At 49.0% G+C, this 24,336-nt stretch carries 24 protein-coding genes; 3 read left to right on the top strand and 21 right to left on the bottom strand.

The window, feature by feature from the left end; all coding sequences use genetic code 11:
• Positions 1 to 3 precede the first annotated feature (3 nt).
• The 7 genes from ATH33_RS12620 to ATH33_RS12590 form a co-directional block, all read right to left on the bottom strand.
• Positions 4 to 1,161 (bottom strand): Leu/Phe/Val dehydrogenase, encoded by a 1,158-nt coding sequence (locus ATH33_RS12620; protein WP_231855195.1) that lies wholly within the window; start codon positions 1,159 to 1,161, stop codon positions 4 to 6.
• A gap of 85 nt (positions 1,162 to 1,246) precedes the next feature.
• Complete coding sequence (locus tag ATH33_RS12615; protein WP_037996276.1) at positions 1,247 to 2,020, bottom strand: enoyl-CoA hydratase-related protein; 774 nt, start codon at positions 2,018 to 2,020, stop codon at positions 1,247 to 1,249.
• Positions 2,021 to 2,174: 154 nt separating this feature from the next.
• Positions 2,175 to 2,438, bottom strand: coding sequence for an AbrB/MazE/SpoVT family DNA-binding domain-containing protein (locus ATH33_RS12610; RefSeq protein WP_037996279.1), 264 nt, complete (start codon positions 2,436 to 2,438; stop codon positions 2,175 to 2,177).
• Between the two features lie 71 nt (positions 2,439 to 2,509).
• A complete protein-coding gene (locus tag ATH33_RS12605) occupies positions 2,510 to 3,574 on the bottom strand; it encodes an anti-sigma factor domain-containing protein (RefSeq protein ID WP_037996281.1) in 1,065 nt (354 codons plus the stop codon).
• A gap of 22 nt (positions 3,575 to 3,596) precedes the next feature.
• Positions 3,597 to 4,172 (bottom strand): RNA polymerase subunit sigma, encoded by a 576-nt coding sequence (locus tag ATH33_RS12600; protein ID WP_147437082.1) that lies wholly within the window; start codon positions 4,170 to 4,172, stop codon positions 3,597 to 3,599.
• Positions 4,173 to 4,531: 359 nt separating this feature from the next.
• Positions 4,532 to 6,472 (bottom strand): AMP-binding protein, encoded by a 1,941-nt coding sequence (locus ATH33_RS12595; RefSeq protein ID WP_121874484.1) that lies wholly within the window; start codon positions 6,470 to 6,472, stop codon positions 4,532 to 4,534.
• A gap of 133 nt (positions 6,473 to 6,605) precedes the next feature.
• Positions 6,606 to 7,964, bottom strand: coding sequence for a YjiH family protein (locus ATH33_RS12590; RefSeq protein WP_121874483.1), 1,359 nt, complete (start codon positions 7,962 to 7,964; stop codon positions 6,606 to 6,608).
• 281 nt (positions 7,965 to 8,245) lie between these two features.
• Between ATH33_RS12590 and ATH33_RS12585 the strand changes: the two genes are divergently transcribed.
• Positions 8,246 to 8,965, top strand: coding sequence for an alpha/beta hydrolase (locus tag ATH33_RS12585; protein ID WP_121874482.1), 720 nt, complete (start codon positions 8,246 to 8,248; stop codon positions 8,963 to 8,965).
• Positions 8,966 to 9,045: 80 nt separating this feature from the next.
• On the opposite strand, the gene ATH33_RS12580 is transcribed toward ATH33_RS12585, so the two are convergent.
• The 8 genes from ATH33_RS12580 to ATH33_RS12545 all read right to left on the bottom strand — a co-directional run bounded on the left by ATH33_RS12580 (position 9,046) and on the right by ATH33_RS12545 (position 14,847).
• Complete coding sequence (locus ATH33_RS12580) at positions 9,046 to 10,104, bottom strand: glycine-rich domain-containing protein (RefSeq protein ID WP_037996292.1); 1,059 nt, start codon at positions 10,102 to 10,104, stop codon at positions 9,046 to 9,048.
• A gap of 104 nt (positions 10,105 to 10,208) precedes the next feature.
• Positions 10,209 to 10,652, bottom strand: a complete 444-nt coding sequence (locus tag ATH33_RS12575; RefSeq protein ID WP_037996295.1) for a BrxA/BrxB family bacilliredoxin — start codon at positions 10,650 to 10,652, stop codon at positions 10,209 to 10,211.
• A gap of 56 nt (positions 10,653 to 10,708) precedes the next feature.
• A complete protein-coding gene (gene queF, locus ATH33_RS12570) occupies positions 10,709 to 11,200 on the bottom strand; it encodes a preQ(1) synthase (RefSeq protein ID WP_037996297.1) in 492 nt (163 codons plus the stop codon).
• Positions 11,197 to 11,604 carry a 6-pyruvoyl trahydropterin synthase family protein gene (locus ATH33_RS12565; RefSeq protein WP_037996299.1) on the bottom strand — a complete coding sequence of 136 codons (408 nt, stop codon included), beginning with the start codon at positions 11,602 to 11,604 and terminating at the stop codon, positions 11,197 to 11,199. Before ATH33_RS12565 ends, queF begins: the two co-directional genes overlap by 4 nt.
• A 5-nt stretch (positions 11,605 to 11,609) precedes the next feature.
• Positions 11,610 to 12,302 (bottom strand): 7-cyano-7-deazaguanine synthase QueC, encoded by a 693-nt coding sequence (gene queC, locus ATH33_RS12560; RefSeq protein ID WP_037996301.1) that lies wholly within the window; start codon positions 12,300 to 12,302, stop codon positions 11,610 to 11,612.
• A gap of 15 nt (positions 12,303 to 12,317) precedes the next feature.
• Positions 12,318 to 13,034 (bottom strand): 7-carboxy-7-deazaguanine synthase QueE, encoded by a 717-nt coding sequence (locus ATH33_RS12555; protein ID WP_309485142.1) that lies wholly within the window; start codon positions 13,032 to 13,034, stop codon positions 12,318 to 12,320.
• 102 nt (positions 13,035 to 13,136) lie between these two features.
• Positions 13,137 to 13,895 (bottom strand): DeoR/GlpR family DNA-binding transcription regulator, encoded by a 759-nt coding sequence (locus ATH33_RS12550; RefSeq protein ID WP_049720533.1) that lies wholly within the window; start codon positions 13,893 to 13,895, stop codon positions 13,137 to 13,139.
• A gap of 202 nt (positions 13,896 to 14,097) precedes the next feature.
• Positions 14,098 to 14,847, bottom strand: coding sequence for an IclR family transcriptional regulator (locus ATH33_RS12545; protein WP_037993182.1), 750 nt, complete (start codon positions 14,845 to 14,847; stop codon positions 14,098 to 14,100).
• A 352-nt stretch (positions 14,848 to 15,199) separates the two neighbouring features.
• On the opposite strand from ATH33_RS12545, the gene acnA reads away from it, so the two are divergent.
• Positions 15,200 to 17,908, top strand: coding sequence for an aconitate hydratase AcnA (gene acnA, locus ATH33_RS12540; RefSeq protein ID WP_062843298.1), 2,709 nt, complete (start codon positions 15,200 to 15,202; stop codon positions 17,906 to 17,908).
• Between the two features lie 87 nt (positions 17,909 to 17,995).
• On the opposite strand, the gene ATH33_RS12535 is transcribed toward acnA, so the two are convergent.
• The 3 genes from ATH33_RS12535 to ATH33_RS12525 all read right to left on the bottom strand — a co-directional run bounded on the left by ATH33_RS12535 (position 17,996) and on the right by ATH33_RS12525 (position 19,674).
• Positions 17,996 to 18,187, bottom strand: coding sequence for a hypothetical protein (locus ATH33_RS12535; RefSeq protein WP_037992942.1), 192 nt, complete (start codon positions 18,185 to 18,187; stop codon positions 17,996 to 17,998).
• A gap of 52 nt (positions 18,188 to 18,239) precedes the next feature.
• Positions 18,240 to 18,785 (bottom strand): S1 RNA-binding domain-containing protein, encoded by a 546-nt coding sequence (locus ATH33_RS12530; protein ID WP_049720534.1) that lies wholly within the window; start codon positions 18,783 to 18,785, stop codon positions 18,240 to 18,242.
• A gap of 154 nt (positions 18,786 to 18,939) precedes the next feature.
• A complete protein-coding gene (locus ATH33_RS12525; RefSeq protein WP_062843297.1) occupies positions 18,940 to 19,674 on the bottom strand; it encodes an ABC transporter ATP-binding protein in 735 nt (244 codons plus the stop codon).
• 620 nt (positions 19,675 to 20,294) lie between these two features.
• On the opposite strand from ATH33_RS12525, the gene thiC reads away from it, so the two are divergent.
• Positions 20,295 to 22,043, top strand: coding sequence for a phosphomethylpyrimidine synthase ThiC (gene thiC / locus ATH33_RS12520; protein WP_049720536.1), 1,749 nt, complete (start codon positions 20,295 to 20,297; stop codon positions 22,041 to 22,043).
• On the opposite strand, the gene thpR is transcribed toward thiC, so the two are convergent.
• The 3 genes from thpR to ATH33_RS12505 all read right to left on the bottom strand — a co-directional run bounded on the left by thpR (position 22,037) and on the right by ATH33_RS12505 (position 24,330).
• A complete protein-coding gene (thpR, locus tag ATH33_RS12515; RefSeq protein WP_037993185.1) occupies positions 22,037 to 22,603 on the bottom strand; it encodes an RNA 2',3'-cyclic phosphodiesterase in 567 nt (188 codons plus the stop codon). The two genes, thiC and thpR, sit on opposite strands and share 7 nt — an antisense overlap.
• Positions 22,604 to 22,673: 70 nt before the next feature.
• On the bottom strand, positions 22,674 to 23,201 hold the full coding sequence (gene tpx / locus ATH33_RS12510) for a thiol peroxidase (protein ID WP_037992946.1): 528 nt from the start codon (positions 23,199 to 23,201) through the stop codon (positions 22,674 to 22,676).
• A 133-nt stretch (positions 23,202 to 23,334) separates the two neighbouring features.
• Positions 23,335 to 24,330: an agmatinase family protein gene (locus ATH33_RS12505; RefSeq protein WP_121874480.1), complete on the bottom strand. Its 996-nt coding sequence runs from the start codon at positions 24,328 to 24,330 to the stop codon at positions 23,335 to 23,337.
• Positions 24,331 to 24,336: the final 6 nt, after the last annotated feature.

Here is a 24,336-nt window from a genome sequence, read left to right as displayed (position 1 = left end):
TTTTTACCTCCTTGCGCTGTTGCGGGAATCCTCCAACAAAATCCGGCGAATATCGGTTAACTTTTTCAAACGCTCCATCACGATCCGGTCCGCCGCTTCACAAGTGGGAATATTCTCATTTTTCGCCCGGTGGAAAATATCCAGGACCATGTCATAAATCGCTTCGGTTTTGGCAAGCACTCTCTCTTCATGGAAGCCTTCCAGCTCATCAGCCACTTGAATCAGCCCTCCGGCATTCACCAGATAATCGGGCGCATACCAAATGCTTCGTTTTTGAAGCAAAGCCCCATGCCTGTCTTCCACCAGTTGGTTGTTGGCGGATCCGACAATGGCCAGGCAACGAAACTCGTCAATGGTGTCATCATTGACCACGCCGCCTTTGGCGCAAGGCGAGAAAATATCGCAACTCTCCTTGTGAATCCGGTTCACATCCACCACTTGGACCTTGTCGCCATACTTTTCTTTCAGCTGTTCGCATCGCACCGAATCGATATCGGCAATTTTGCAGTAAGCCCCCGCTTCGACCAAAAGCTGCAACAAGCGCTCTCCCACCTTGCCGACTCCCTGGATGGCAACCACACGCCCTTTCAGCTGATCCGTCCCCCATAAAAACCGGGCGGTTGCCCGCATTCCATGAAACACCCCGAGCGCGGTGGGAATGGATGTGTCCCCGCTTCCGCCGTACGATTTCGGCAATCCGGCAAAAGATTTCGATTCCCTGGCGGCATGGACAAAATCTTCCGGGTTGGTTCCCATGTCGGTTCCGGTATAGAAACGGCCGTTTAACCCGCCCACAAAACGGCCGATCACGCGAAACAACTCCGGCGACTTATCTTTTTTCGGGTCTCCAATAATGACCATTTTTCCCCCGCCAAAGTCCACATCTGCCAGACTGCATTTATAGGTCATGCCTTTGGACAACCGCAAAACATCCTCCAGGGCTTCGTCCGTCGAAGCATACGGAATCATGCGGCATCCGCCCAAAGCCGGTCCCGCGGTTGTATTATGCAAGGCGATGATCGCTTTGAGACCGGTTTGCGGATGACGGCAAAAAATGACCTGCTCATGGCCATAGCGGTCCATCATTTCAAACACGTCGCGCATCTTCGCTTCCTCCAGCAAAGCTCCCCGCATTTGTTCATTGATTTTCATGCTTCCCATTCTTATCATCTCCACTTTGAACAAGTTGACTGACAAGCCTGAAAATCTCTCAATTCATCATATGCCCAAAACCGGAAGTGTGATCTTATTCCCCCCGAAACTCCGGTTTTCTTTTTTCCAAAAACGCCCGCATACCCTCGCTTTGGTCTTCTGAGGAAAAGAGCAGAAAAAAAGCATTTTGTTCCAAATTCAATCCGTGTTCCAAAGGAAGTTCCTGCGCCTTTAAAACCGCTTGTTTGGCCAGCCGGACTGCAACAGGCGGCTTTTCCGCAATCTCTTTTGCAAGGGACAGCGCCTCTTTTTCCAAATCCTCCGCGGGAACCACACGATTGATCAATCTCCACTGCAGGGCTTCTTCTGCCGAAATGCTTTTTCCGGTCAAAATCATTTCCATCGCTTTTTTTGTTCCGACTGCTTTGGTCAGGCGCTGGGTTCCCCCGGCTCCGGGGATCACTCCCAATAAAATTTCAGGTTGTCCAAATTGAGCCGTGTCGGAAGCAATGATCATATCACAGCACATCGCCAGTTCATTGCCCCCGCCCAAAGCATAACCGTTGACAGCCGCAATCAAAGGTTTGGAGATTTTGCGGATCCGTTCCCAATCCCGGAAAAATTGTTTCATCACAAAGTCGACCGGCTTGGTTTCAGACAACTCATTAATGTCGGCTCCCGCCGCGAAAGCCCTTTCACTCCCGGTCAAAACAATCACCCGGATCGCTTCGTCCCGGTCCAGCGCTTCCAATTCATCGGCCAGTTTTTTCATCAGGCCGGAGTTTAAGGCATTGAGTGACTTCGGGCGATTCAGCGTTATTTTTGCGATCGGCTCCATCCTGTCCAGCAACAGCATTTGCTGATCCATTGGAATATTCCCCCTTGTAAAGAAAGCGATTTCATTTTTCGAAAAATTATTTATTTATCATATGTTTTCATTTTACCAAACAAGCGATTGTTTGTCAGTCCGTCACGGTGAAGCGGTTGTGAGATAAAGAAGACATGCACCAAAAAAAGCGCCCTTACTCAGGCGCTCCTTTCATCATCACTTTGGATGTTTCCTCCACACATTTTTTGCAAATCATTTTTCCGCGATAGTAGATCACTTCTTCCAGACTCCCGCAAAAAATGCAGTTGGGCTCGTATTTTTTCAGCACAATATATTGATCATCCACAAACACTTCAACACCGTCGCTGGGATGAATATTCAAAAGATCCCTCAGGCCTTTTGGCAATACGATCCTTCCCAGATGATCCACTTTTCTTACGATCCCAGTCCCTTTCATCGAAATCGGCCCCTCTCATTTCTGTTGTAAGCTGGTGGGAGGTGTCAGCTTGCAACCCCAGTTCAACCGGTTTACTCATCCGTCACCATGTTGGACTCTTTTGGACCCGACGTATTTGAATCGGAAGAGGAGTCTGTTTTTTCATCTGCAGGTTTAGCCTTCTGATCCTGATCTTTTGATGGAGATTGGGAATCGGTTTGCTCCGGTTCCTCCTTGTTTGCAGGTTCCTCCTGATCGGTATTAGAAGCCGGATCACGGGTGGAACCCGAAGAAGAGTCATTGCTGGTTTTGTCTGTTTTTTTGGCGGGGGCATCGTCTTTGTGATCCGTTTTGGGTTGATTCTCATCTTTGATGATGCTTTCCCATTCTTCTTCCGATGGCGGCCGATTGAGAATATCGGATACCGGCTTGATGTCTTCAGCCAGTTGCGTTATCGGAATCTCTTCCATCTCTTTGACATCCAGGTTTTTCCCCTCTTTGTTTGCAATCATCCACACGGCATATTTCGCCGGGGACAAACCGGTTTCATCTGCTTTCTTCTTCACCGATTTCGGCATCGTCAGCGTATGAACAAGCAATTCCAGTTTCTCTTCTTTGCTTTCCTCGTCAATCATGGTTTCGATCTCTTGCAACGTTCTCACGCTTGTTTCTTCATCGTTGTAACCGGATAAAACAATTTGGTCTTTCGGATGCAAAAAACCTTGTTGTTTCGCTTCATCCAAAAAATGTTCCACAAATTCGTCCACTTGCTCGTTTTTGTAACTTTTACCGCCAAGCACTTTTAAAGCGGATTTGTTTAAGGGTTTGACCTCGGTGATATGTTTGTTTTTATCCATTCCAATCGCAATGCTGGGATTCACATCCAAATAAATATATCCTTCTGCATGGGCTTCCTTGGAAGGCGAAAATTGGGGAAGAACATAAAACATTCCGATCATCGCTGCCACGCCGGCACTGATCGCCGCGATCCAAGGCTTTCTCTTCCATGCGGAAGAACGATTCACAACCATGGGAAACTCCACTTCTTCTCCCACGGTCAGCTCCATGTTTGTTCTCGGCACACGAACAAACTCGCCATCCGGTGTCATCACAATCCAATGGCGCGGCCGAACTTCCATGATAACTCCTTTCCGCATTCATTCGCCCCCTTTCTTACCCTTACAGACCCAAATAGCTTCGCACAAGGGCTAAATCTTCCGTCATGACAATGGTAAGAGCCGTCAGGTATTTTCTGTGCCGATTCAAAGTTCGGCGATGCATTCCCAAATATGAGGCAATCTCTTTATCCAACTTTTTTTGGTGCAGGAATTTGTGCAAAAGCTCCTTCTCAGACACCAGCTTTTTCGCCACGTGGAATAAATTTTCGCGTGTATCCCGGTGTTTCGGGCTTTTTTTGACCAATTCATCCAAAGTGATCCCTTGCTTGGCCAACGCTTTTTTAAAAATTTCGATCTCAAGGCGGCGCATTTTGCTCAGTTCTTCGTCCCGGTAACTTTCAAAGGCTTTGGCCACCACTTCCTGGTTTTGGATCTCTTCCTCATTTGGACCGGAAGTCAAAAGGGGCACCGTTTTCTGATGCTTTGCCTCCTGCCAGAAATAATCCACCAACCGCCGATGGATCACTTTGTACGCAAAGGACATGAATGTTGCCTGAAATCCTGAGCTGTAGCCACTGATCGCTTCATCCAAAGCTTTGTAAGCGATCATGTACTCGTCATCCTGCTTAGTGATCACCCTCCTGCAAACACGTGAAGCGATTCTGCGCACATGTGGTTCCAGTTCCCTAAGCAGATCGTCTCGTTTGTCTGGAGAGTGTGTTTCTTGCACCTGAAGCACACGTGTTTCTAAATCTGTTCCCCGGAACATGCAATACCGACACCTCTCCTATGTATTCATTCGCACGGCTTCTCTGTTTTTCTGTCCATTTTATGGATCAGTATCATTGTATCACGGATCATTCCCTCCATTATATAGACAAAAGCGATCATTTTATCAACAACAAAAAACAGAATGAACCAAAAACCGGTTCATTCTGCAATGCAAGCAAATTCGTATCGCTTAAATATATATATTTTATCATATTTATGAAAATCTTATTTTTCGTTTCCGGCCAACCGGCGAATCGCCTCAACGGTCTCTGTGTTTTCCAGCGAAGACAGATCGCCGGTGTCTTCTCCTATATAGGCAGCCCGGATTACGCGGCGCACAATTTTTCCATTCCGGGTCTTGGGCAGTTCGTCCACCACCCATACCCGCTTCGGTTTTAATGCTTTTCCCATTTTTTGGGCCACAAACCGGATCAACTCTTCTTCCAACCCTTTGGGTGCCTCGCCTTTTAAAACGACAAAGCAGACAGCACTTTCCCCTTTTTCCGCATCCGGAATTCCGATGGTAGCGGCTTCCGCCACCAGGGGATGATTGACCAGAACCGATTCCATTTCTGCCGGCCCCAACCGTTTTCCCGCAATTTTCAGCGTGTCATCCGAACGTCCGGTGATAAACCAGTTCTTTTCATCATCGATATACACCCAGTCCCCGTGCAGCCACACATTCGGCCAGCGACTCCAATAAGCTTGTTCATACCGCCGGTCATCCTGCCAGAAGCTTTGCGTCATACCCACCCAAGGCTGACGCAAAACCAGCTCCCCCACTTGCCCGCGGACCGGGCGGCCCGAATCATCAAACACTTCCACATCCATTCCCAAAATGGGACCGGCAAACCCGCACGGAACAATGGGTTTGAAAAAATGATTGCCTAAAATGCCGCCGGAGATTTCGGTTCCGCCGGAATAATTGAAAATGGGCACTTTCTTTTTGCCGACGCGTTCAAACAGCCAATGCCACGGCTCCGGATTCCAAGGTTCCCCCGTTGAACCAAAAACGCGCAGGCTGCTTAAATCCCATTTTTCATGCCACTGGTCCCCATGTTTCATCAACGCCCGGATCAAGGTCGGGGAAATTCCCAAGTGAGTGACCCCGTTTTTTTCGACCAACTGCCACAAACGGTCCGGTGCCGGATAATCCGGCGTTCCCTCATAGACAATCATGGTGCTTCCCATCATCAAAGCCCCGAAAACCATCCAAGGGCCCATCATCCACCCCATGTCCGTCACCCAAAACAACACATCCCCCGGTCCCACATCAAACATGTATCCCGCATCAAAAGCCGCTTTCACCGGAAACCCCGCATGCACATGGACCGTTCCCTTCGGTTTGCCGGTGGTCCCGGAAGTATAAATAATCATCACCGGATCATCCGCCGCCGTGGGATGGGGTGACAGCGCTTTCAAATCTGTCCGCAACCGGTCCCAATCCACATCCCTGTCCCTTGCCGGGCACTCCCGGTTGGTCCGCCGTACCACAATCACTTTCTCAACGGATGGCGATTGATCCGCCGCCAGATCAGCTTCTTCTTTCATCCGGACCATTTTTCCACGGCGGTAGAACCCATCCGCCGTGATCAGCCATTTGGCCTGGCACCCTTGAATCCGGGTGGCCACCGCATCGGCACCGTATCCGGAAAAACAAGGGATAAAGATCGCACCAATCCTGGCAACCGCCAACATGGCAATCACATTTTCCGCAATCATAGGCAGATATATGGCAACCCGGTCACCCGGCTTTATTCCCAGCTTTCTAAAACCGCCTGCAATCCGGTTCACTTCCAGCCATAAATCCCGGTACGAATATTTCCGGCACTCCCCGTTATCGCCTTCCCAGATCAGCGCAATCCGGTGACGGGACGATGGATCATCGACAAACCGGTCCAAGCAATTTTCCGAAATATTGAGTTTCCCGCCAACAAACCAACGGGTCCATAAAATGCCGTCGCTCATGTCCATCACTTGACGATACGGAACCTGCCATCTCAATTGCATATCTTTGACCGCTTCATCCCAAAACCAGGCAATATTTTTGACACTGTCCCGGTAAAAAGCGTCATAATCCTGATAACCCAGCCGGTTCATCCATTGATAAAGACGGGTCTTTTTCGTTTGTTCAGGGGTCGGAACCCAGGCCGGCTCATGACTCATCGCCCATATCACTCCTATCTGAAATAAAATGACTCATCATTATTTTAAATGTATTTAAAAGATTAAGCAAAAAGGATATACGCGTAAAAAAAACGGGCTTTCTGCTTATCACAGAAAGCCCGCCCAGGTTCCGTCAAAAAATCAGATGAGCCATCAAGGCGATAATGGGCAACGTAAGCAACGTACGCTGCAGGAACAAAATTACCAGATCTTTGAAATCAACAGGGACCTTGGATCCCAACAACAACCCGCCCACTTCGGACATGTAAATCAATTGGGTCACCGAGAGACAGGCAATGACAAACCGGGTCAATTCACTTTCAATCGCTCCGCTTGCAATCACGGAAGGAAGAAACATATCCGCAAAGCCGACCACAACCGTTTGAGCCGCCTCGCTTGCTTCCGGGATGTTCAACAAGGATAAAATCGGGACAAACGGCAATCCCAGCCATTTAAACAGCGGCGTATATTCCGCGATAATCACCGCAGTCGTCCCAAAGGCCATTACAACCGGCAAGACGCCGAACCACATATCGAGGATATTTTTAAACCCGTTTTGGAAAACATCTTTAAACTGCATGCTGCGCGCACGTTCCACGGCTTGGTGCACGCCCCATTGCCACACGGAAAAGCCTTCCGGAAACGTTTCATTCAGGTTCCCTTTCAACCCGTCATAATACGTATCCTCTTTCCGGGACAACGGAGGGATCCGCGGCAAAACAATCGCCGCCACCAACCCGGCCAATGAAATGGTTAAATAATAAGGCCCGAACAAATGTCCCAATCCGATCTGTTCCAAAACGACAATGGTAAAAGTGATGGACACCACGGAAAACGTCGTTCCGATGACAGCCGCCTCCCGCTTGGTATAAAAGCCGTCTTCATATTGCTTGTTGGTGAGCAGTACCCCGATCGTTCCATCCCCCAGCCAGGATGCCAGACAGTCAATGGAAGCCCGTCCGGGAAGTTTGAATAGTGGACGCATCAATCGCGTCAATAACGTTCCCGTCATTTCCAGCAATCCAAAATCCATCAAAAAAGGCATGAAAAGTCCGGCAAAAATAAACACGGTAAACAATACGGGAATCAGGTCATACAGCAACAAACCGCCTGTATTTTCCGACCACACCCAATCCGGTCCCCACTGAAACAGCGTCAGCACGGCCAATACCGCTCCCAAAACACGGGTGACCGCCCAAAACACCGACACGTGAAACAAGCTTTTTAGAAAGGGGCGATCCACGATCCAGGATGGTTTGATAAAAGATCCCATGAGCGTGAGCACTGCGGAAACCAAGATCATGATCGTTGCCAAAGCCGGCAGGACATCCGCCAGCAACGCCTGCAGCCATTTGGCCAGCATGGCGACAGGAATGGTCATTTCCCCCCCGATGGAGATCGGAATCATAAATAAGATGATACCGATGAACGATGGGATGATAAATTTCAAATAGCTCGTCACCGGGCGCGTCCCTTTCTGAACATTTTCCATATCGACTGGATCACCTCAACATCTGCGTATAGATAAAGACATAGATACATAAATCTTATAATTATTTTATAAAAAAGAAAAGATACATTTTTCCGACCAATTTGATCCATATGAATTGTTTATACATATTAAAAACAGAGATAAATGGTTAACAATATTATTTTTTCAATAACATAGTATAAATATACAAAAATACGATATAAATAATCAATAGGAAAATATAGCAAAAATAAGGTATAGTAGTATTAAACCACTTTCATCCAAAAGGGGACTATACAAGTATGATCAAGCGGACCATCAAAAAAGAAGTACTTGACAGCAAACATCTCGATGAAACAAAAGAAATACTGATTTTTCTTCCCGAAGAAGAGCCATCATCCGTCCGGGAATATCCGCTGGTCCTTCTTCATGACGGGCCTGATTACTTCAACTTGGGACGCGTGGTGACTCAGGCCACCCAAATGATTGCAAACGGGGAGCTCCAACCCTTTGCCATGGCAGCCATTCCGGTGGACAAAAAGAAACGGACCTCCCAATACTCCCCTGTTGGAAAACAACAATCCGGACATATCCAAATGGTGATGGAAGAACTCCTCCCTTTGCTCCGTGATAAATATCCCGTCTCCCGTGAAAAAGAGAAGCTGGTGATCGGCGGTTCATCACTGGGTGGAACGGTTTCGTTGCACATTGCCTTGCAACATCCGGAACAGGTGGTCAATGTCTTTGCCCAGTCGGGGGCCTTTTTGGAAGAAACCTGTGAAGAAATCCTGCAGCAAGACACGCTTTCCCATTTTCGCATCTATCAATCGGTCGGAACCTCTGAAACGAAAGTTCCCACCCATATGGGGGATCTGGACCTCTTGGCCCGCAACCGGGAAGTCCATCGTTATTTAAAGGAAAAAGAAGCCCGGGTGCAATATGCTGAAAAAGACGGAGATCACACCTGGGGGTTCTGGCAACGGGATCTCCCGGATGTCTTAAAAACCTTTTTTTCTTCCTGAATCATAAAAACAGCCATCCGTGTGCCTCACAGATGGCTGTTTTTTTATGGGATGCTTCCATTCATTTTCACTGTCTTGCTTCAAATACTGCTTCCGCAACTGCTCCCGCCCGAAGAGTCGCTGCCTGTGCCACTTCCCGGATCACTCCCCGAATTCGATCCTGTGTCACCGGCTCCGCCGCCTTCCCAAAGATACTCCGTGCCGGAGGATTCGGGATAATAGCCTGTTCGTTTTTTGGCGTAAACGACGGAACCATGATCGTCTTCCAATGATTTTTTACAGAGCTCATGGTATTTTTCGCCGAATGCATCGGCATGGTTTAACGAAAGGAAAATCGCGCCAAGAACCGGATCGCCCTCTTTGAACGGCCCGGAATCTTTTTTGAAATGGCGGCGGAATTCTTTGATGGAGGTTCCTTGATTCACCACATGCTTTTCGACTTCTTCCCGTTTTCGTTTCAAAAGCCGGATCATGTTTTCAATGACACGGGCTGCCGGTTCCAAATTTTTAACAGTGTGTGGATTAAAGTATTGATCCTTTAATTCCAGATCCGAGCAGCGCTTAAAGTCATCCAAAAGTGCTTTGGAAAGCGGTTGTTGAAAAAAAGCTCCCCATGTATGGCGGCTGTACGGGGTCGGGCGAAACAAAAGCAAATACACCAAATCAAAAAAACTTCTCTCGCTTTCACTCACCGTTTGCCCCGGCACATTGGGCTCATGATGCAAAGTCGTCCCCAGGAAACGGTTGGAAAATTCCTCGTATTCTCTGGTGAACATCAGCATTTCATGCCAAATCTCATCGACTTCATGGCTGTACATCGGCGCTTTTTTCAGGATGGCTGTCATGATTAAGTATCGTTTCCACTCAAAAAAGCGGTTTTCCCATTCGGTCAAACTGATTTTATATTCACGGATCACGCGTTCTTTGACCCGTTCCACATAACTTTCTTGAAGTGAATGTTCCAAATGTTGTACCAGTGCTTGAACGTCCTCCTCAAGTTCCTGCCGGGGCTGGACCCCGAGATTTTCAAGCACATAACTCTTTTTATGGTTTACTTTTTTCGCCGAGCGATACAAGACATTCACAATGATCGACGTGATGATAAACAAAGCCACCAAAAAAAAGGCGATCAATTCCATTCCTTCACCATCCTTTCACTTTTATTTTAATGAAAATAACCCCTGCCGCCTATGTACATATAAAAAAACTCCCCTATCTTTCACACAGGGGAGATTTTGTGAATTTAATCCACAAAACGGTCATAAGCATCCGTCAGGTTTTTGGCGATTTCCTCAAGCGGAACATTTTCAATGTCGTGGCGATGCACCATGTGCACCAGTTTCCCGTCTTTTAACAAGGCAAAAGATGGTGAAGACGGGGGCATTCCTTCAAAATATGAACGGGCCCGTTCCGTGGCTTCCCGGTCTTGTCCGGCAAAAACGGTATACAAGTGATCCGGAACTTTGTCATGTTTCAAAGAAAGCGCCACTGCCGGGCGGGCCAAACCGGCTGCACAACCGCAAACCGAGTTCACCGCCACCAAGGTGGTTCCTTTGGCTCCTTCCCCCTGCAGGGCTTCATCCACTTCTTCCGGAGTGCGGAGCTCTTTGAAACCGACACCGGTCAATTCATCACGCATATGTTGAACCATCTGCTGCATTTGCAGAATATAGAAGTTTTCACTCATTTCCAACCCTCCTCCCCACTATTCTATCCCAATCGGGAAACAGAGAAAAGAAACATTTACCGATTGTCCACTTTTTCGGGATACAGGTCATGCAGCGCCAAACGCTGTTCGGCGATTTTTTCCCACCGGGTTCCCGGTTTTCCATAGTTCACATAAGGATCGATGCTGATCCCGCCTCTGGGCAAAAATTTCCCCCATACTTCGATGTATTTGGGATCCAGCTTCTCAATCAAATCCTTCATGATCGTGACAATGCAGTTTTCGTGAAAATCGCCGTGATTGCGAAAACTGAACAGATACAACTTCAGCGATTTGCTTTCCACCAGTTTTTGATCCGGAACATAGCTGAGATAAATGGTCGCAAAGTCCGGTTGACCGGTAATCGGACATAAACTGGTGAACTCCGGGCAGTTGAACTTCACAAAATAATCCGTCCCCGGATGACGGTTGTCAAACGTCTCCAACAAACCGGGGTTGTATTCGAAATGGTAAGTGGTGTCATTCCCCAACGCTTTCAGGGACAATTCCTCTTTCGACTTGTCGCTCATGACTTTTCCTCCTGTTCATCCACACGTTCAAAACGGGCATAAGCTTCATTGGTCTCTTCAACCTCAACCCATTTGCACCGGGGTTGATTCGATTTTTGCCGGCACAAGCCTTCAATAATCCGGAAAAACACCTCCGCCACTTTCTCGGTGGACGGGGCCACTCCGGTTTGCTCGGGATCAAACTCCGGAAAATCATTTAAGTAGTGGTGGTCATACTTTTTCTCGATGGCATGTTTCACTTGCCGGAAATCGATCAACATATGCTTTTCGTCCAACTCAAACCCTTCCACACAAAAAGTGACCTTATAGTTATGTCCGTGAATTCTTTCACATTTCCCGGCCCCCGGAATGCTGTGGGCGCAGGAAATCCAAAAGTGTTTCACCATCGTGTATTTGCCGCGCATGTTTATCACCTTAATTGTTCAGGGATTTTTTTATAAGCAATGGGATCCGTCGCGTTATTCTCTTTAAAACCTTTCAAGCGGAGCAGGCAGCTGTCGCATTCCCCGCACGCTTCCTCTCCCCCCAGATAACAGGAAGTGGTCAGTTCATAAGGAACGTTCAGCTCAAGCCCTCTTTTGATGGTTTCCGCTTTACTCAAATGAATCAGCGGCGTCCTGATCTCCATTTTTTCGGAAACACCCATTTTGGTCGCCAAATTGACCGTTTCACTGAAAGAACGGATAAATTCGGGGCGGCAGTCGGGATAACCGCTGTAATCCACCGCACTCACCCCGGTATAAATCCGTCTGGCCCCGATCACTTCCGCATAAGCCGATGCCAGTGACAGGAAAATTAAATTGCGGGCAGGAACATACGTATCCGGGATGTCTTCTTCCACTCCCCCGGTCCGGACTTCCATTGTCTGATCCGTCAGGGCACTGCCGCCAATCTCGCCGAGGAAAGAAACGTTTACAATTTTATGCCGGTGGCCCACCCCGTAGTGTTTGGCGATTTTTTTGGCTTGCTCCACTTCCCTGTCATGGCGCTGGTTGTAATAAAAGGTGATCGGATACAGTGCATAACCTTCTTCGCGGGCAATGCCCATGCACGTCGTGCTGTCCAATCCGCCGCTCAACACAATCACCGCTTTTTCTTCCACCCGTTTTCCCTCCTGTCATACCCCGCGCAAGTCGGGATCCCAAATCATTTTGTGCATCTGCAGACTCAATTTCACCTGTGTCAATTGATGCTTCAAGATCAAATCCACCAGTTTTGCCGGTTCCATTGATTCCCACACCGGACTGAACAAGGGAATCCCTTTTTTCATCTTGGTCTGGACGACTTCTTTGGCCACCTTGAAGTCCTCTTCCCCGGCAATCACAAATTTGACCTCGTCGTCATCGTTCAAACAGTCGAAATTCTCATCGATCATCCGCTTATTTTCGCCGCTTCCCGGCAATTTATAATCCAAAATGAACCGGACTTTTTGTCTTGCCGCTTCATGGTTTTGCCTTAACTCAGCAAACGGCTTCAAATGGATCGCGCCGTTGGTTTCAATGTGAATGTCCTCGATATGGTCAATCTCAGCCAATGCTTCAATCAACCGTTCGGATTTATATCCATGCATCAACGGCTCACCGCCCGTCAGGCAAATGAACCGGTGCGGAAACTTTTTCACTTCCTTTACGATTTCGGAAACCCGTGCAAAATATTCCGGTTTGGAAGGGGCGTAGCTGTAAGGTGTATCACACCAGGTACACCGTAAGTTGCAATTAAACAACCGTACAAACGTGGTGGGAAATCCGGCACGGGTCCCTTCCCCTTCAACGGTTTGAAAAATTTCCACCATCGGAAGTTTGGGATCTTTTACGGATCCGGAATCTTGTTGCAAAGGGGCACCTTCTCTCCTGCAAAAAATATAGACATCACAAAAATTATATTCTACTTTGTCATGCTATCAAAAGCAAACGTTTTCGGGCAAGCGATGCTTTGGTCATCCTTCTGCAACACTCCACTCCACATTGGCTTTTTCCAGACATTCTTTCCAATGATCCGGCAAACGGTCCGTCACCAAAAGATCAATATCTTCCAAACGGCAGACTTGATAAAAAAACTGCTTTCCAAATTTTGTGTGGTCAGCCAGCACAATCACTTGTTCCGAACAGGCAATCATCTGTTTGACAACCTGGCCTTCCTCTTCATCCTTGACAAAAATCCCGTCCTTGGTGATTCCCCCGCCGCCCATCAAACACTTGTTCACCCGGAACTCCTGCAAATGGCGGATGGTCGCGGCTCCATGAATGTACCGGGAATGCGGGTCAAAAACCCCTCCCAACACATGCAGTTTGACCCCCTCTTTGCCGGACAGGATATCCGCAATGTCGATGGAATTGGTTACAACCACGACATTTTGCGCTTCAAGGGCTTGCGCGGCATATTGCACCGTTGTGGACGTATCCATCAAAATATGGTCGCGGGGGTGGATGTTTGCCGCGGCCAGCCGTCCGATCTTTGCTTTGGCTTCGCTTTTCTGTCCCACACGTTTCTTATAACTGTCGACTTCTTTTTCAAGAACCGGCAAAATGGCTCCGCCCCGTGTGCGGATGATGGCATTTTGTTCACTCAATTTCACCAAATCCCTGCGGGCGGTGTCACGGGAAACCCGAAACATCTCGCAAATCTCTTGAACGCTGATCCGGTGATGTTTTTTTAGATGGCGCAAAATCATCATCATTCTTTCTTCCTGATACACCCCTCGTCCCTCCTTTCCGTCCGGCGTTAAGCGATCATAAGCAATTATAAGACATAATACTCGACATCCGCGCCAGTATTGCTTATAATTACTTAAAAAGAAGCTCACAGGATCAGCGGGAATGGAGCGTGACCTTCAGCGGGCGTGATCTTTCCCGTTCTCTACATTTTGTCAGCCCGAGAAAACCTCGGGCCTTTTTTGTTCAATCCCCTATCATTTTCCCCATTTTTCCTGCCGCTTCCATCATATACGGGACAAATTGCTCCATCTTGTCCACATTCATCCGGGAAACCGGACCGGACACGGCCAGCGCCGCCACCAATTTTTCCCGGCGGGAAAAGATCGGGACCGCCACTGCGGCTGTTCCGGCTTCCCTTTCTTCGATGCTCACCGCGTAACCGTCTTTCCGGATCTGTTTCAGTTGGTTCAGGTATTCAGACTTTTCCACATGGTCCGGCCATTCGGATTCGGCCAGCACTTTTTGCAACAGCGCCGGCTCCGCAAATGCTACCAGAACTTTACTGGAAGCTCCGACGGTAAGCGGCATCCGGACCCCGACCGGGGCCACCCGGCGAATTGCCTGATTGCTCTCGACAGCCTGAATGCGGATCCGCTCGATGCCGTCATAAACATACAAACTGACGGTCTCATCCAATTCATCCCGCAGCCGCTCCATTTCCGGCAAGAAAAGCACGGCGGGATCCTTGGACCGGTTTAAATGGGCGGAAAGCTCCCAAATCCGGAAACCCAGCTGATATTTTTCGGTATCCGGGTCTCTCTTCACAAATCCTTTGCTCTCCAAGGTGGCAAGCAAACGAAACACCGTGCTTTTGTTCAGCCCCGTGCGTTCGGCGATTTCTGTCATCCCCAGCCTGGTTTCATCCACAAAACACAACAAAATATCCAGTGCACGCTCAGCTGCTCGGACTGTCGATTTTTTTTCTCCACTCAAAATCAAGTCTCTCCCCCGTGTTTCACTCTGTGAAACTCATTTTTCAAATATTATACTCCTCTCTTTTCCATTAGAAAACGGAAATTTTGACAGAAAACAAAGAGATCGGTCTTTTCATGCGTCGTTCCAAAAGAATAAGACGTCTGACTTGTCCGTTTTTTTGCATTTTTTATAAAGAGTCTATACAAGTTTAAAAAAACATTGTATAATGAAGACGAATTTAGAACTTAGTTTCATCTGATGAAACAAGACGTCTCCCTCAGCGTGCCTTATTCCTTGCACTTTTCCCGCTTTTCATTCAGCCACCGCTGATGTGAAAGCTTTTTCATCTTTCTTCAAAGGAGGTTTTCCCATGGCAAAAGACTTATACAATGTGCGCTCCACGTTAAAAGTGGGCAACAAAGAATATGTTTACTATCGTCTGGACAGCTTGGAAGAACAAGGGATCGGAGAAATCTCCCGGTTGCCTTTCTCCATCAAAGTGTTGCTGGAAGCCGCCCTTCGCCAATATGACGGGAAATCGGTCACCCAGGAACATATTGAGCAGTTGGCTTCCTGGACCCAAAACAAGGATAAAAAGGAAATCGGATTTAAACCGGCCCGCATCGTTTTGCAGGACTTTACCGGTGTGCCGGCAGTCGTGGACTTGGCGGCATTGCGCTCTGCCATGAGCCGGGTGGGCGGCGATCCAAAACGGATTAACCCGCTGATTCCGGTTGACCTGGTGATCGACCATTCGGTGATGGTGGATCGTGCCGGAACTGAAGATGCACTGCAATACAACATGGATCTGGAATTCAAACGGAATGAAGAACGCTACCGCCTGCTTCGCTGGGCTGCTGAATCCCTTGACAATTTCCAAGCGGTTCCGCCCGCAACCGGAATTGTCCACCAGGTGAACTTGGAATACCTGGCCCGTGTCGCACAAACCCGTGAAGAAAACGGGGAAACAGTGGTATTCCCGGATTCCCTCGTCGGAACCGACTCCCACACCACCATGATTAACGGACTCGGCGTCGTCGGTTGGGGCGTTGGCGGAATCGAAGCGGAAGCCTGCATGTTGGGGCAACCATTGTACTTCATCACCCCGGATGTCATCGGATTCAAATTGACGGGGCAACTTCCGGAAGGGGCAACCGCTACCGACCTCGCGCTTACGGTCACAGAAATGCTCAGGAAGAAAGGCGTCGTCGGCAAATTTGTCGAGTTCTACGGTCCCGGCTTATCCAACCTGAACCTTGCTGACCGGGCCACAGTGGCAAACATGGCGCCGGAATACGGTGCAACAGTCGGTTTCTTCCCGGTTGACGAAGAATCCTTGAACTACCTCCGCACTACCGGACGGGACGAAAACCTGATTCAACTGGTCAAAGCTTACTATCAGGCACAAGGCTTGTTCCGGACCGATGACACTCCGGATCCGGTATTCACGGACACCATTGAACTGGATCTCAGCACGGTGGTTCCAAGCCTGTCCGGACCGAGACGCCCGCAAGACCGCATTGAACTGAACAAAATGAAAGAAGCTTGGAACGAAACCTTGCGCAAGCCGATTGATGAAAGCGGCTTTGGTCTGACGGAAGAAGAAATCAGCAAATCCGTGCAAGTCACCCGCCAAAATGACCGTTTTGACCTGAAACACGGTTCCGTGGTGATTGCCGCCATCACCAGCTGTACCAACACGTCCAACCCGTCCGTCATGGTGGGAGCCGGTTTGGTGGCGAAAAAAGCCGTCGAAAAAGGTTTAAGTGTACCGGCTTATGTCAAAAGCAGTTTGACACCCGGTTCCAAAGTGGTCACCGAATACCTGGCCCAGGCCAATCTGCTGGAACCGCTCGCCAAACTCGGCTTTACCGTTGCCGGTTACGGATGTGCCACCTGTATCGGAAACAGCGGGCCCCTCGCAGACGATGTAAGCAAAGCCATTGAAGAAAACGATTTGACAGTGGCTTCCGTTCTGTCCGGAAACCGGAACTTTGAAGGACGCATCCATCCGCTGGTAAAAGCCAATTATCTGGCTTCTCCGCCGCTGGTTGTTGCTTATGCGCTTGCCGGAACCGTCAATATTGACTTTGAAACCGAACCGATCGGTCACGGCAAAGACGGCCAACCCGTCTATCTCAAAGATATCTGGCCGACTTCCCAAGAAATCAGCCGGGTCATGAGCGAAGCCATCAGCGCGGAACAATTCCGCAAACAATACAGCCGGGTGTTTGACGCCAACGAGCGCTGGAATCAATTGCCAACTCCCAAAGGCGTTCTCTACGATTGGGACGAAAACTCCACCTACATTCAAGAACCGCCGTTCTTCGTGGATATGTCGGTGGAAGCGGAAGAAATCGCTCCGATTCAAGACGCCCGTGTTCTCGCTCTGTTGGGAGATTCCGTCACCACGGACCATATTTCGCCGGCCGGAAGCATCGCCCCCAACAGCCCGGCAGGGAAATATCTCCAAGAACATGGCGTCAAAGTAAAAGACTTCAACTCATATGGTTCCAGACGCGGGAACGACCGGGTCATGACACGCGGAACCTTTGCAAACATCCGGATCCGGAACCAAATGGTGCCCGGTTCTGAAGGCGGAGTGACCGAACATGTTCCGAGCGGGCAAGTCATGTCCATTTATGATGCGGCCATGAAATACAAAGAAGAAAACACGCCACTCGTCGTGATTGCCGGAAAAGAATACGGCACGGGAAGCTCTCGTGACTGGGCGGCCAAAGGAACCAACCTGCTCGGGGTAAAAGCTGTCATCGCCGAAAGCTTTGAACGGATTCACCGCAGCAATCTGGTCGGCATGGGCGTATTGCCGCTTCAATTCAAAGAAGGGCAAAGCTGGAAAACATTGAACCTGACCGGAAAAGAAACCATTGACATCCTCGGCTTGAATGATGACATCCAACCGGGGCAATGCCTGACGGTTCGCGCCACCAAACCGGACGGCGAGACCACGGAATTTGAAGTCACCGTCCGCCTCGACAGCGTTGTGGATGTGGAATACTATAAAAACGGCGGCATCCTGCAAACGGTTCTGCGCCAAATCTTAAAAGACAACCAATAAGCTGAATAACCCGAAACAAAAAACCTCCCGGGACTTTCCCGGGGGGATTTTTTTGGGGACAAACGGCGGGGAGATCCAACGACAGGCTCAATCTTTGGCTTCCATCCACATTCCTTTGACAATGGCCGATTTGATGATCCAGCGGTCTTGATCCCGGATGCAAGGAAAGCGAATATCCTGCTCGCGATGGTACAAATAAAGGTGGCGGTCGGTCTCCAAGATCACCTGGCTCTCCCGGATCATCCGGTCAATTTCATGTCCGGAGATTTTTCGGTTCAAGCGTTCTTCCAGCCGCTTCCGCAAATGATAGGAAAAATGGTAAGAACGCGTTTCAAAGATGTTCCCTCCCTTGGCTTAATTCTTTCAAAAAATGGTAAACCAAGTCCCTTTGAAACTGCGGAAGCGTTCTCATCATTGCCTTTGTAAATTGATATACCCCCATTTCCCGGACCATGTCCTTGATAATGGTTTTGGACTCTTCCGACACAACGCCGAATTCTTTGGAAAGGTCTTGAATGATTTGATCCACTTCGTCTTGCGGAACCTCTTTTTTGGGGAGTTCATTTTTGACATTTTCCAATAATCGAAAAGGATTGTCTCTTTTATCCATATACATCAAACTGAACTCTACTTTATGGTCTTCCTTCACTTGCCGCACCTCGGCATCCATCACCTGGTTGACTTCCACGGTCACCCCGTCGGGAATTTGGGATATATGGATCAGTCCCGAAGCCATATGTTCATCCTTGGTCACGACAAAGGCGCCGTAATCCATGATCCGGGTGATGCGAACCTTGACTATATCACCAACCGCATAAGGCAGCGGAGCTTTCCTGTCGCTATGTAGGAACTTGTCGATCCGTTCATCAATGCTCATTTCCGCTCTCCTCCCCCTCAGAAACGATTTTCATTCCATTATAAATACAGATACGAAAAAAGGGCAAAGTGATTTCATTGTCCACGCTCTTCACACCCTCGCCCTCGTTTCATTTATACAATATATTCTCTCTCTTCGCTGAACGTCATTAAAATTAAAAGTGATGTTCTTTTCTAAGATAAGAAAAAGCTTGCATCGCTTCGTACCAAGCCTGTACCGTTCCCTCCGTGACACCGGATGTCAAAATCTTTCGACTCCCCAGGCGCCTGCAAGCTCCCGATTCCAACAACATCAAATCATTTGCGCATTCTGCCAAGTCCATGTCTGTGGTGGTCGCAAACAAGGTAATTTGTCCTCTTTTGCGTTTTTTCAATTCGTGCATCAACAAATAACGTCCCCATGGATCCAATCCTTCCGTCGGCTCATCCATGATCCAGATCGGGGCGGGCACAATCAGGCTGCGGGCCAACAAAAACCTTTTCAAAACCGCTCCGGAAAGTTCGTACAGAGGCACTTTCCGATAACCGGCCAATCCCCATTTTGCAATGATTTCCGCAATTTTTTTCCTGGGATTTGGAACGCGCATCAACTGCGCATGCATGAAGAGTGAAGACTCGATGGTGGTATCCTGGTTCAACCGTTGGACATGCGGGGTATAGTGAATCAGTGATTTGAGAAAGGAAAGGTCTGAAAGGCCGGAATGCAACATTTTCCCTTTCGACCAGACATGCGGTTCTTTTTTATGGGAGAAAAAAACAATCCTGCCGTCATCCGGAACCATTTTCAGGGCGGTCAGCTTCAACAACGTTGTTTTTCCCGAACCCGCAGGGCCCAACAAGGCCGTCACCCCTTCCCGGACGGAAGCGGAAAAATCTATGAGCCCCGTCATCCTCATACGTGAAACCTGCGCCTTTTGACCAAAAACTTTCCGCACGTGATGCCACTCTATTCTCAATTTTCATGCACCCTTTCTCCAACCTCTCACAGGTACAAAAAACAAAGATCTTTTCCAAGGATTTTCACATTCAACCAAAAATGGAAGATATCCCCTGATTCAGGGTTTGTTTAATTTAAGTATAACGGACAAAAAATATCCTGTCTAAAATGAGGATTGTGAATATATTGCAAAATCGTGACAAAAAACCTTCAAAAATAACAGATTCCAACCGAATGGGGATCCCGTTTGTTTTTCTTCTTCTTTTATATAAATTTATTCTTTGGCGATTGACCTCCCGTGAAATCTGTGATAGCTTGAAAGGGACAGCAACTAAATAGGGTCAAAAAACGGGAGCTTGGAGTCAGCCAGGCTGAGAGGGCGGAGAATTCTGCCGCCGACCGTGTACCTGATCTGGGTAATGCCAGCGTAGGGAAGATGACGGGACTCGTGTCCCCTCATCGTTTTGATCACTTCCCCGATCCATACGCATCAGGTGTATGGTTTTTTTGTGTCGTATTCGCCCTTCGTCCGTTTTGGCCACTGGTTGCAATCACCAAAGGAGGGCAATATTGATGGAACGTTATTTCTATCCGAACAGCAAAAAAGTTTATGTCAAAGGGTCCAGACCCGATCTCCTCGTTCCCATGCGGGAAATTTCCCTTTCCCCCACCACCGACTGGCGCGGAACCCGTGCCAATGAACCTCTCCGCATCTATGACACAAGCGGGCCTTACACCGATCCGGAAGCATCCATTGATTTGAGACGAGGATTGCCAAAATTGCGAAGAAACTGGATTTTGGAACGGGGCGACGTGGAAGAAACCAAAGGCCGCCCGGTCCAGCCCGTCGACAATGGATACCGCTCGGAGGAAAAGGCAAAAACGCTTGAATCATTTCCTCATCCCAACAAACACCCGTTAAAAGCAAGACCCGGAAAAATCGTCACCCAGATGCATTATGCCAAAAAGGGAATCATCACGCCGGAAATGGAGTTTGTCGCCATTCGCGAACAGTTGGATCCCGAATTCGTGCGGCAAGAAGTCGCCAGCGGCCGGGCCATCATCCCCGCCAATATCAATCATCCGGAATCCGAACCGATGATCATCGGCAAAAACTTCCATGTCAAAATCAATGCCAACATCGGAAATTCCGCGGTTTCCTCTTCCATTGAGGAAGAAGTTGAAAAAATGACCTGGGCCACCTTATGGGGAGCCGATACCATCATGGATTTATCGACCGGAAAAAACATTCACAACACCCGGGAATGGATCATCCGCAATTCACCGGTTCCGGTTGGAACTGTTCCCATTTACCAGGCACTCGAAAAGGTCAACGGGGTTCCGGAAGACTTGACATGGGAAATTTACCGCGACACCTTGATCGAACAAGCCGAACAAGGGGTGGATTACTTTACCATCCATGCCGGCGTGCGGCTCCATTACATCCCGCTCACGGCCGAACGCACCACCGGAATTGTCTCGCGCGGCGGTTCGATCATGGCCGCATGGTGTCTGGCCCATCATGAGGAAAACTTTTTATACACACACTTCCGCGAGATCTGCGAAATTCTGCAAGCTTATGACATTTGCGTTTCTCTCGGTGACGGCTTGCGTCCGGGATCGATTGCCGATGCCAACGACAAAGCCCAATTCGCCGAACTGGAAACGCTGGCGGAACTGACCCAAATTGCATGGGAACACGATGTGCAGGTGATGATCGAAGGACCGGGACATATCCCAATGCATAAAATTAAAGAAAACGTGGATATTCAGCAAAAACTGTGTCAAGAAGCTCCTTTTTACACCCTGGGGCCGCTGACCACGGATATCGCCCCCGGCTATGACCACATCACGTCTGCCATCGGTGCGGCGATGATCGGCTGGTATGGCACCGCCATGCTTTGCTATGTGACTCCGAAAGAACATCTGGGGCTCCCCAACAAACAAGACGTAAAAGAAGGGGTCATCGCATATAAAATCGCCGCCCATGCCGCCGATCTGGCCAAAGGGCATCCGGGAGCGCAAAAACGGGATGATGCGTTGTCCAAAGCACGGTTTGAATTCCGGTGGGTGGATCAGTTCAATTTGTCCCTGGATCCGGTCCGGGCAAGAGAATTCCATGATGAAACCTTACCGGCCGAGCCGGCAAAAACCGCCCACTTCTGCTCGATGTGCGGCCCCAAATTTTGCAGTATGAAAATCACGCAAGATATCCGGGAATATGCGGACAAACAAGGATTGACCCTGGAAGAGGCCGCCAAAAAAGGGATGAAAGAAAAAGCCCGGGAATTTAAGAAAAAAGGCTCTTCCCTCTATCAATAATTCCGGTCAAGGGAAAAAAGACCCACCGGTTCATACATCGGCTGCCGCCCCAACTTCGTCTCATAGCACGCAATTTGCCGGACCCGCCATTCGATGTTTTGGAAGATGGAACTCATCCCGGGCGTCAGTGTAAAGTTTGGCTGCCGGCATTTGCGGGCAATCGTGACATGGGGGCGGTATGCCCGTTTTTCAGCCGGAAAGCCGAGCGGTTCCATCGTCCGGACCACTTGTTTTTGCAAGCGGTACAAAGCGTCAAGATCTCCCGAAACACCGGCCCACAAAATGCGCGGCTGATGTTCCCTGCCAAACGTCCCGAGACCGGACAGTTTTAAAGAAAACGGTTCCGTTCCTTGGGCACAACGGGGCAAGGCGCTTAAAATTTGTTCTTTTTTCTCCGGGTTGACATCGCCCAAAAATTGAAGCGTAATATGGTAATCCTCTTCAAAGACCCAGCGGGAAAAATCGCATTGTCGCTTCAACATGTCACTTCCCCGGGCCAAATGCCGTTTCACTTCCGGCGGTAATTTCACGGCGATAAACAAACGGGATTCGTGTGCCATCCCCGATTCGACCTCCATTCCATGCTGAAAAGGCTCAGCGGTCATCGCCGAGCCTTTTTTGCATATGGATTTATTGGTTCAATGCTTTTTTGGCGGCAAGAATCGGCGCTTCATAATCCGGATGATTGGTGGATTCCGGTACGTATTCCACATAGACGATCTGATCATTTTGATCCACCACAAACACGGCCCGGGCCAACAAACGCATTTCTTTAATGGCGACACCGTAAGCCGTTCCAAACGACAAATCGCGGTGATCGGAAAGAGTTTGCACATTTTCCACACCGGCCGCCCCGCACCAGCGTTTTTGGGCGAAAGGCAGGTCCACACTGACGGTCAGTACTTTCACCCCGTCAATGCCGCCCGCTTCTTCGTTGAAACGGCGGGTTTGCGCATCACAAACTCCTGTATCCAGAGACGGAACCACACTGATAATCCGGACAAACCCTTTGCTGTCCGCCAGTGTGACTTCGGACAAATCATTTGCCAACACTTTAAAATCCGGGGCTTGGTCCCCGACTTTCAACTCCGGGCCAAGCAAAGTGACCGGGTTTCCTTTAAATGTTACAGCACCTTTTCGTTCGATGGCCATGAGCATTTCCTCCTTTAAAAAGTCATCTTCTTTATCTTAACACTGTTTGAAAACAAAAAAAATAAACATCCCCCTTCACAAATGGAAGGGGCTCTGTTTCTCTGTCGAAAAGGCCCGTTTTTTTCAAAAATCGGGGTTTTTATTCTTCTGATGAACCCGACTTCCGGCTCAACACCCCGGAAAGGAAGGAAAGCATAGTGTGGGTTGCCGTTTTGACCGACACCGATCCCACATCCCGCATGGGATCCAGGCAAACAATATCCAATGCCTTGACTTTCGGTTCTTCCCCCAGCCGGAACATGGCCTCAAACAATTCCCGCGAATACAAACCGCCGGGATGGGATCCGGGGGAACCCGGCAGAAATGAAAGATCAAGCACATCCATATCCACGGTCACATAGATGGAATCCACCAATTCAGTCAATTTGGACAGAGCTTCTTCAAAGACCGCAGGAAATCCTTTTTTCCAGATTTGATGCATGGTATAAAAAGTGATTCCTTTTTCTTCTGCATATTGGCGGTAGATCCGGGAATTAGCAAAGCCGTGGATGCCGATTTGGACAATCTCTTTTCCTTCCAGTGTGCCGGACTCCAACAATCCGCGAACCGGCGTCCCGTTGCTCGGACCTCCGCTTTCCAAGCTCCGCACGTCAAAATGCGTGTCAAACTGGAGCAGACCGGTCTTGCCGGGCGGACGGGCTTTTTTCCATGCCTTGACCGACGGGCACGTGATGGAATGGTCCCCTCCGATGATCACCGGCAAAAAGAAGTCCTGTTTCTGTGTCTTTTCATAAACTTCTTCCATTCCTTTTTCAATGTAATGATGGCAAAGCGGGATATCCGTCACATGCATGCGGACATCGCCCAGATCCCGCACCGTCAAGCGGGTTAAATCGGCATCATGATCCACATCATAGGTGGAAAAGCTTTTCCAGCTTTGCCGGACGGCCCACGGCGTTTCACTCGCTCCCGAAGCGCTGATGGAAGAACGGGACAAAGGGACTCCGATGACTCCGACATCCATGGTTTCTTTCCCGTTCCACGGCCGGATCCACTCACTCACTTTCGGATCATTGGGATCAGCCGTCTGAACACGGTGGACAAAGGGGGGCGGATTCAAATAACGAAAGTTCATCCTTCC

Origin of the sequence: Thermoactinomyces vulgaris, from assembly GCF_003688725.1 — a bacterium.
GTDB classification, from domain to species: domain Bacteria; phylum Bacillota; class Bacilli; order Thermoactinomycetales; family Thermoactinomycetaceae; genus Thermoactinomyces; species Thermoactinomyces vulgaris.
This window is presented reverse-complemented; position numbering and strand designations above follow the sequence as displayed.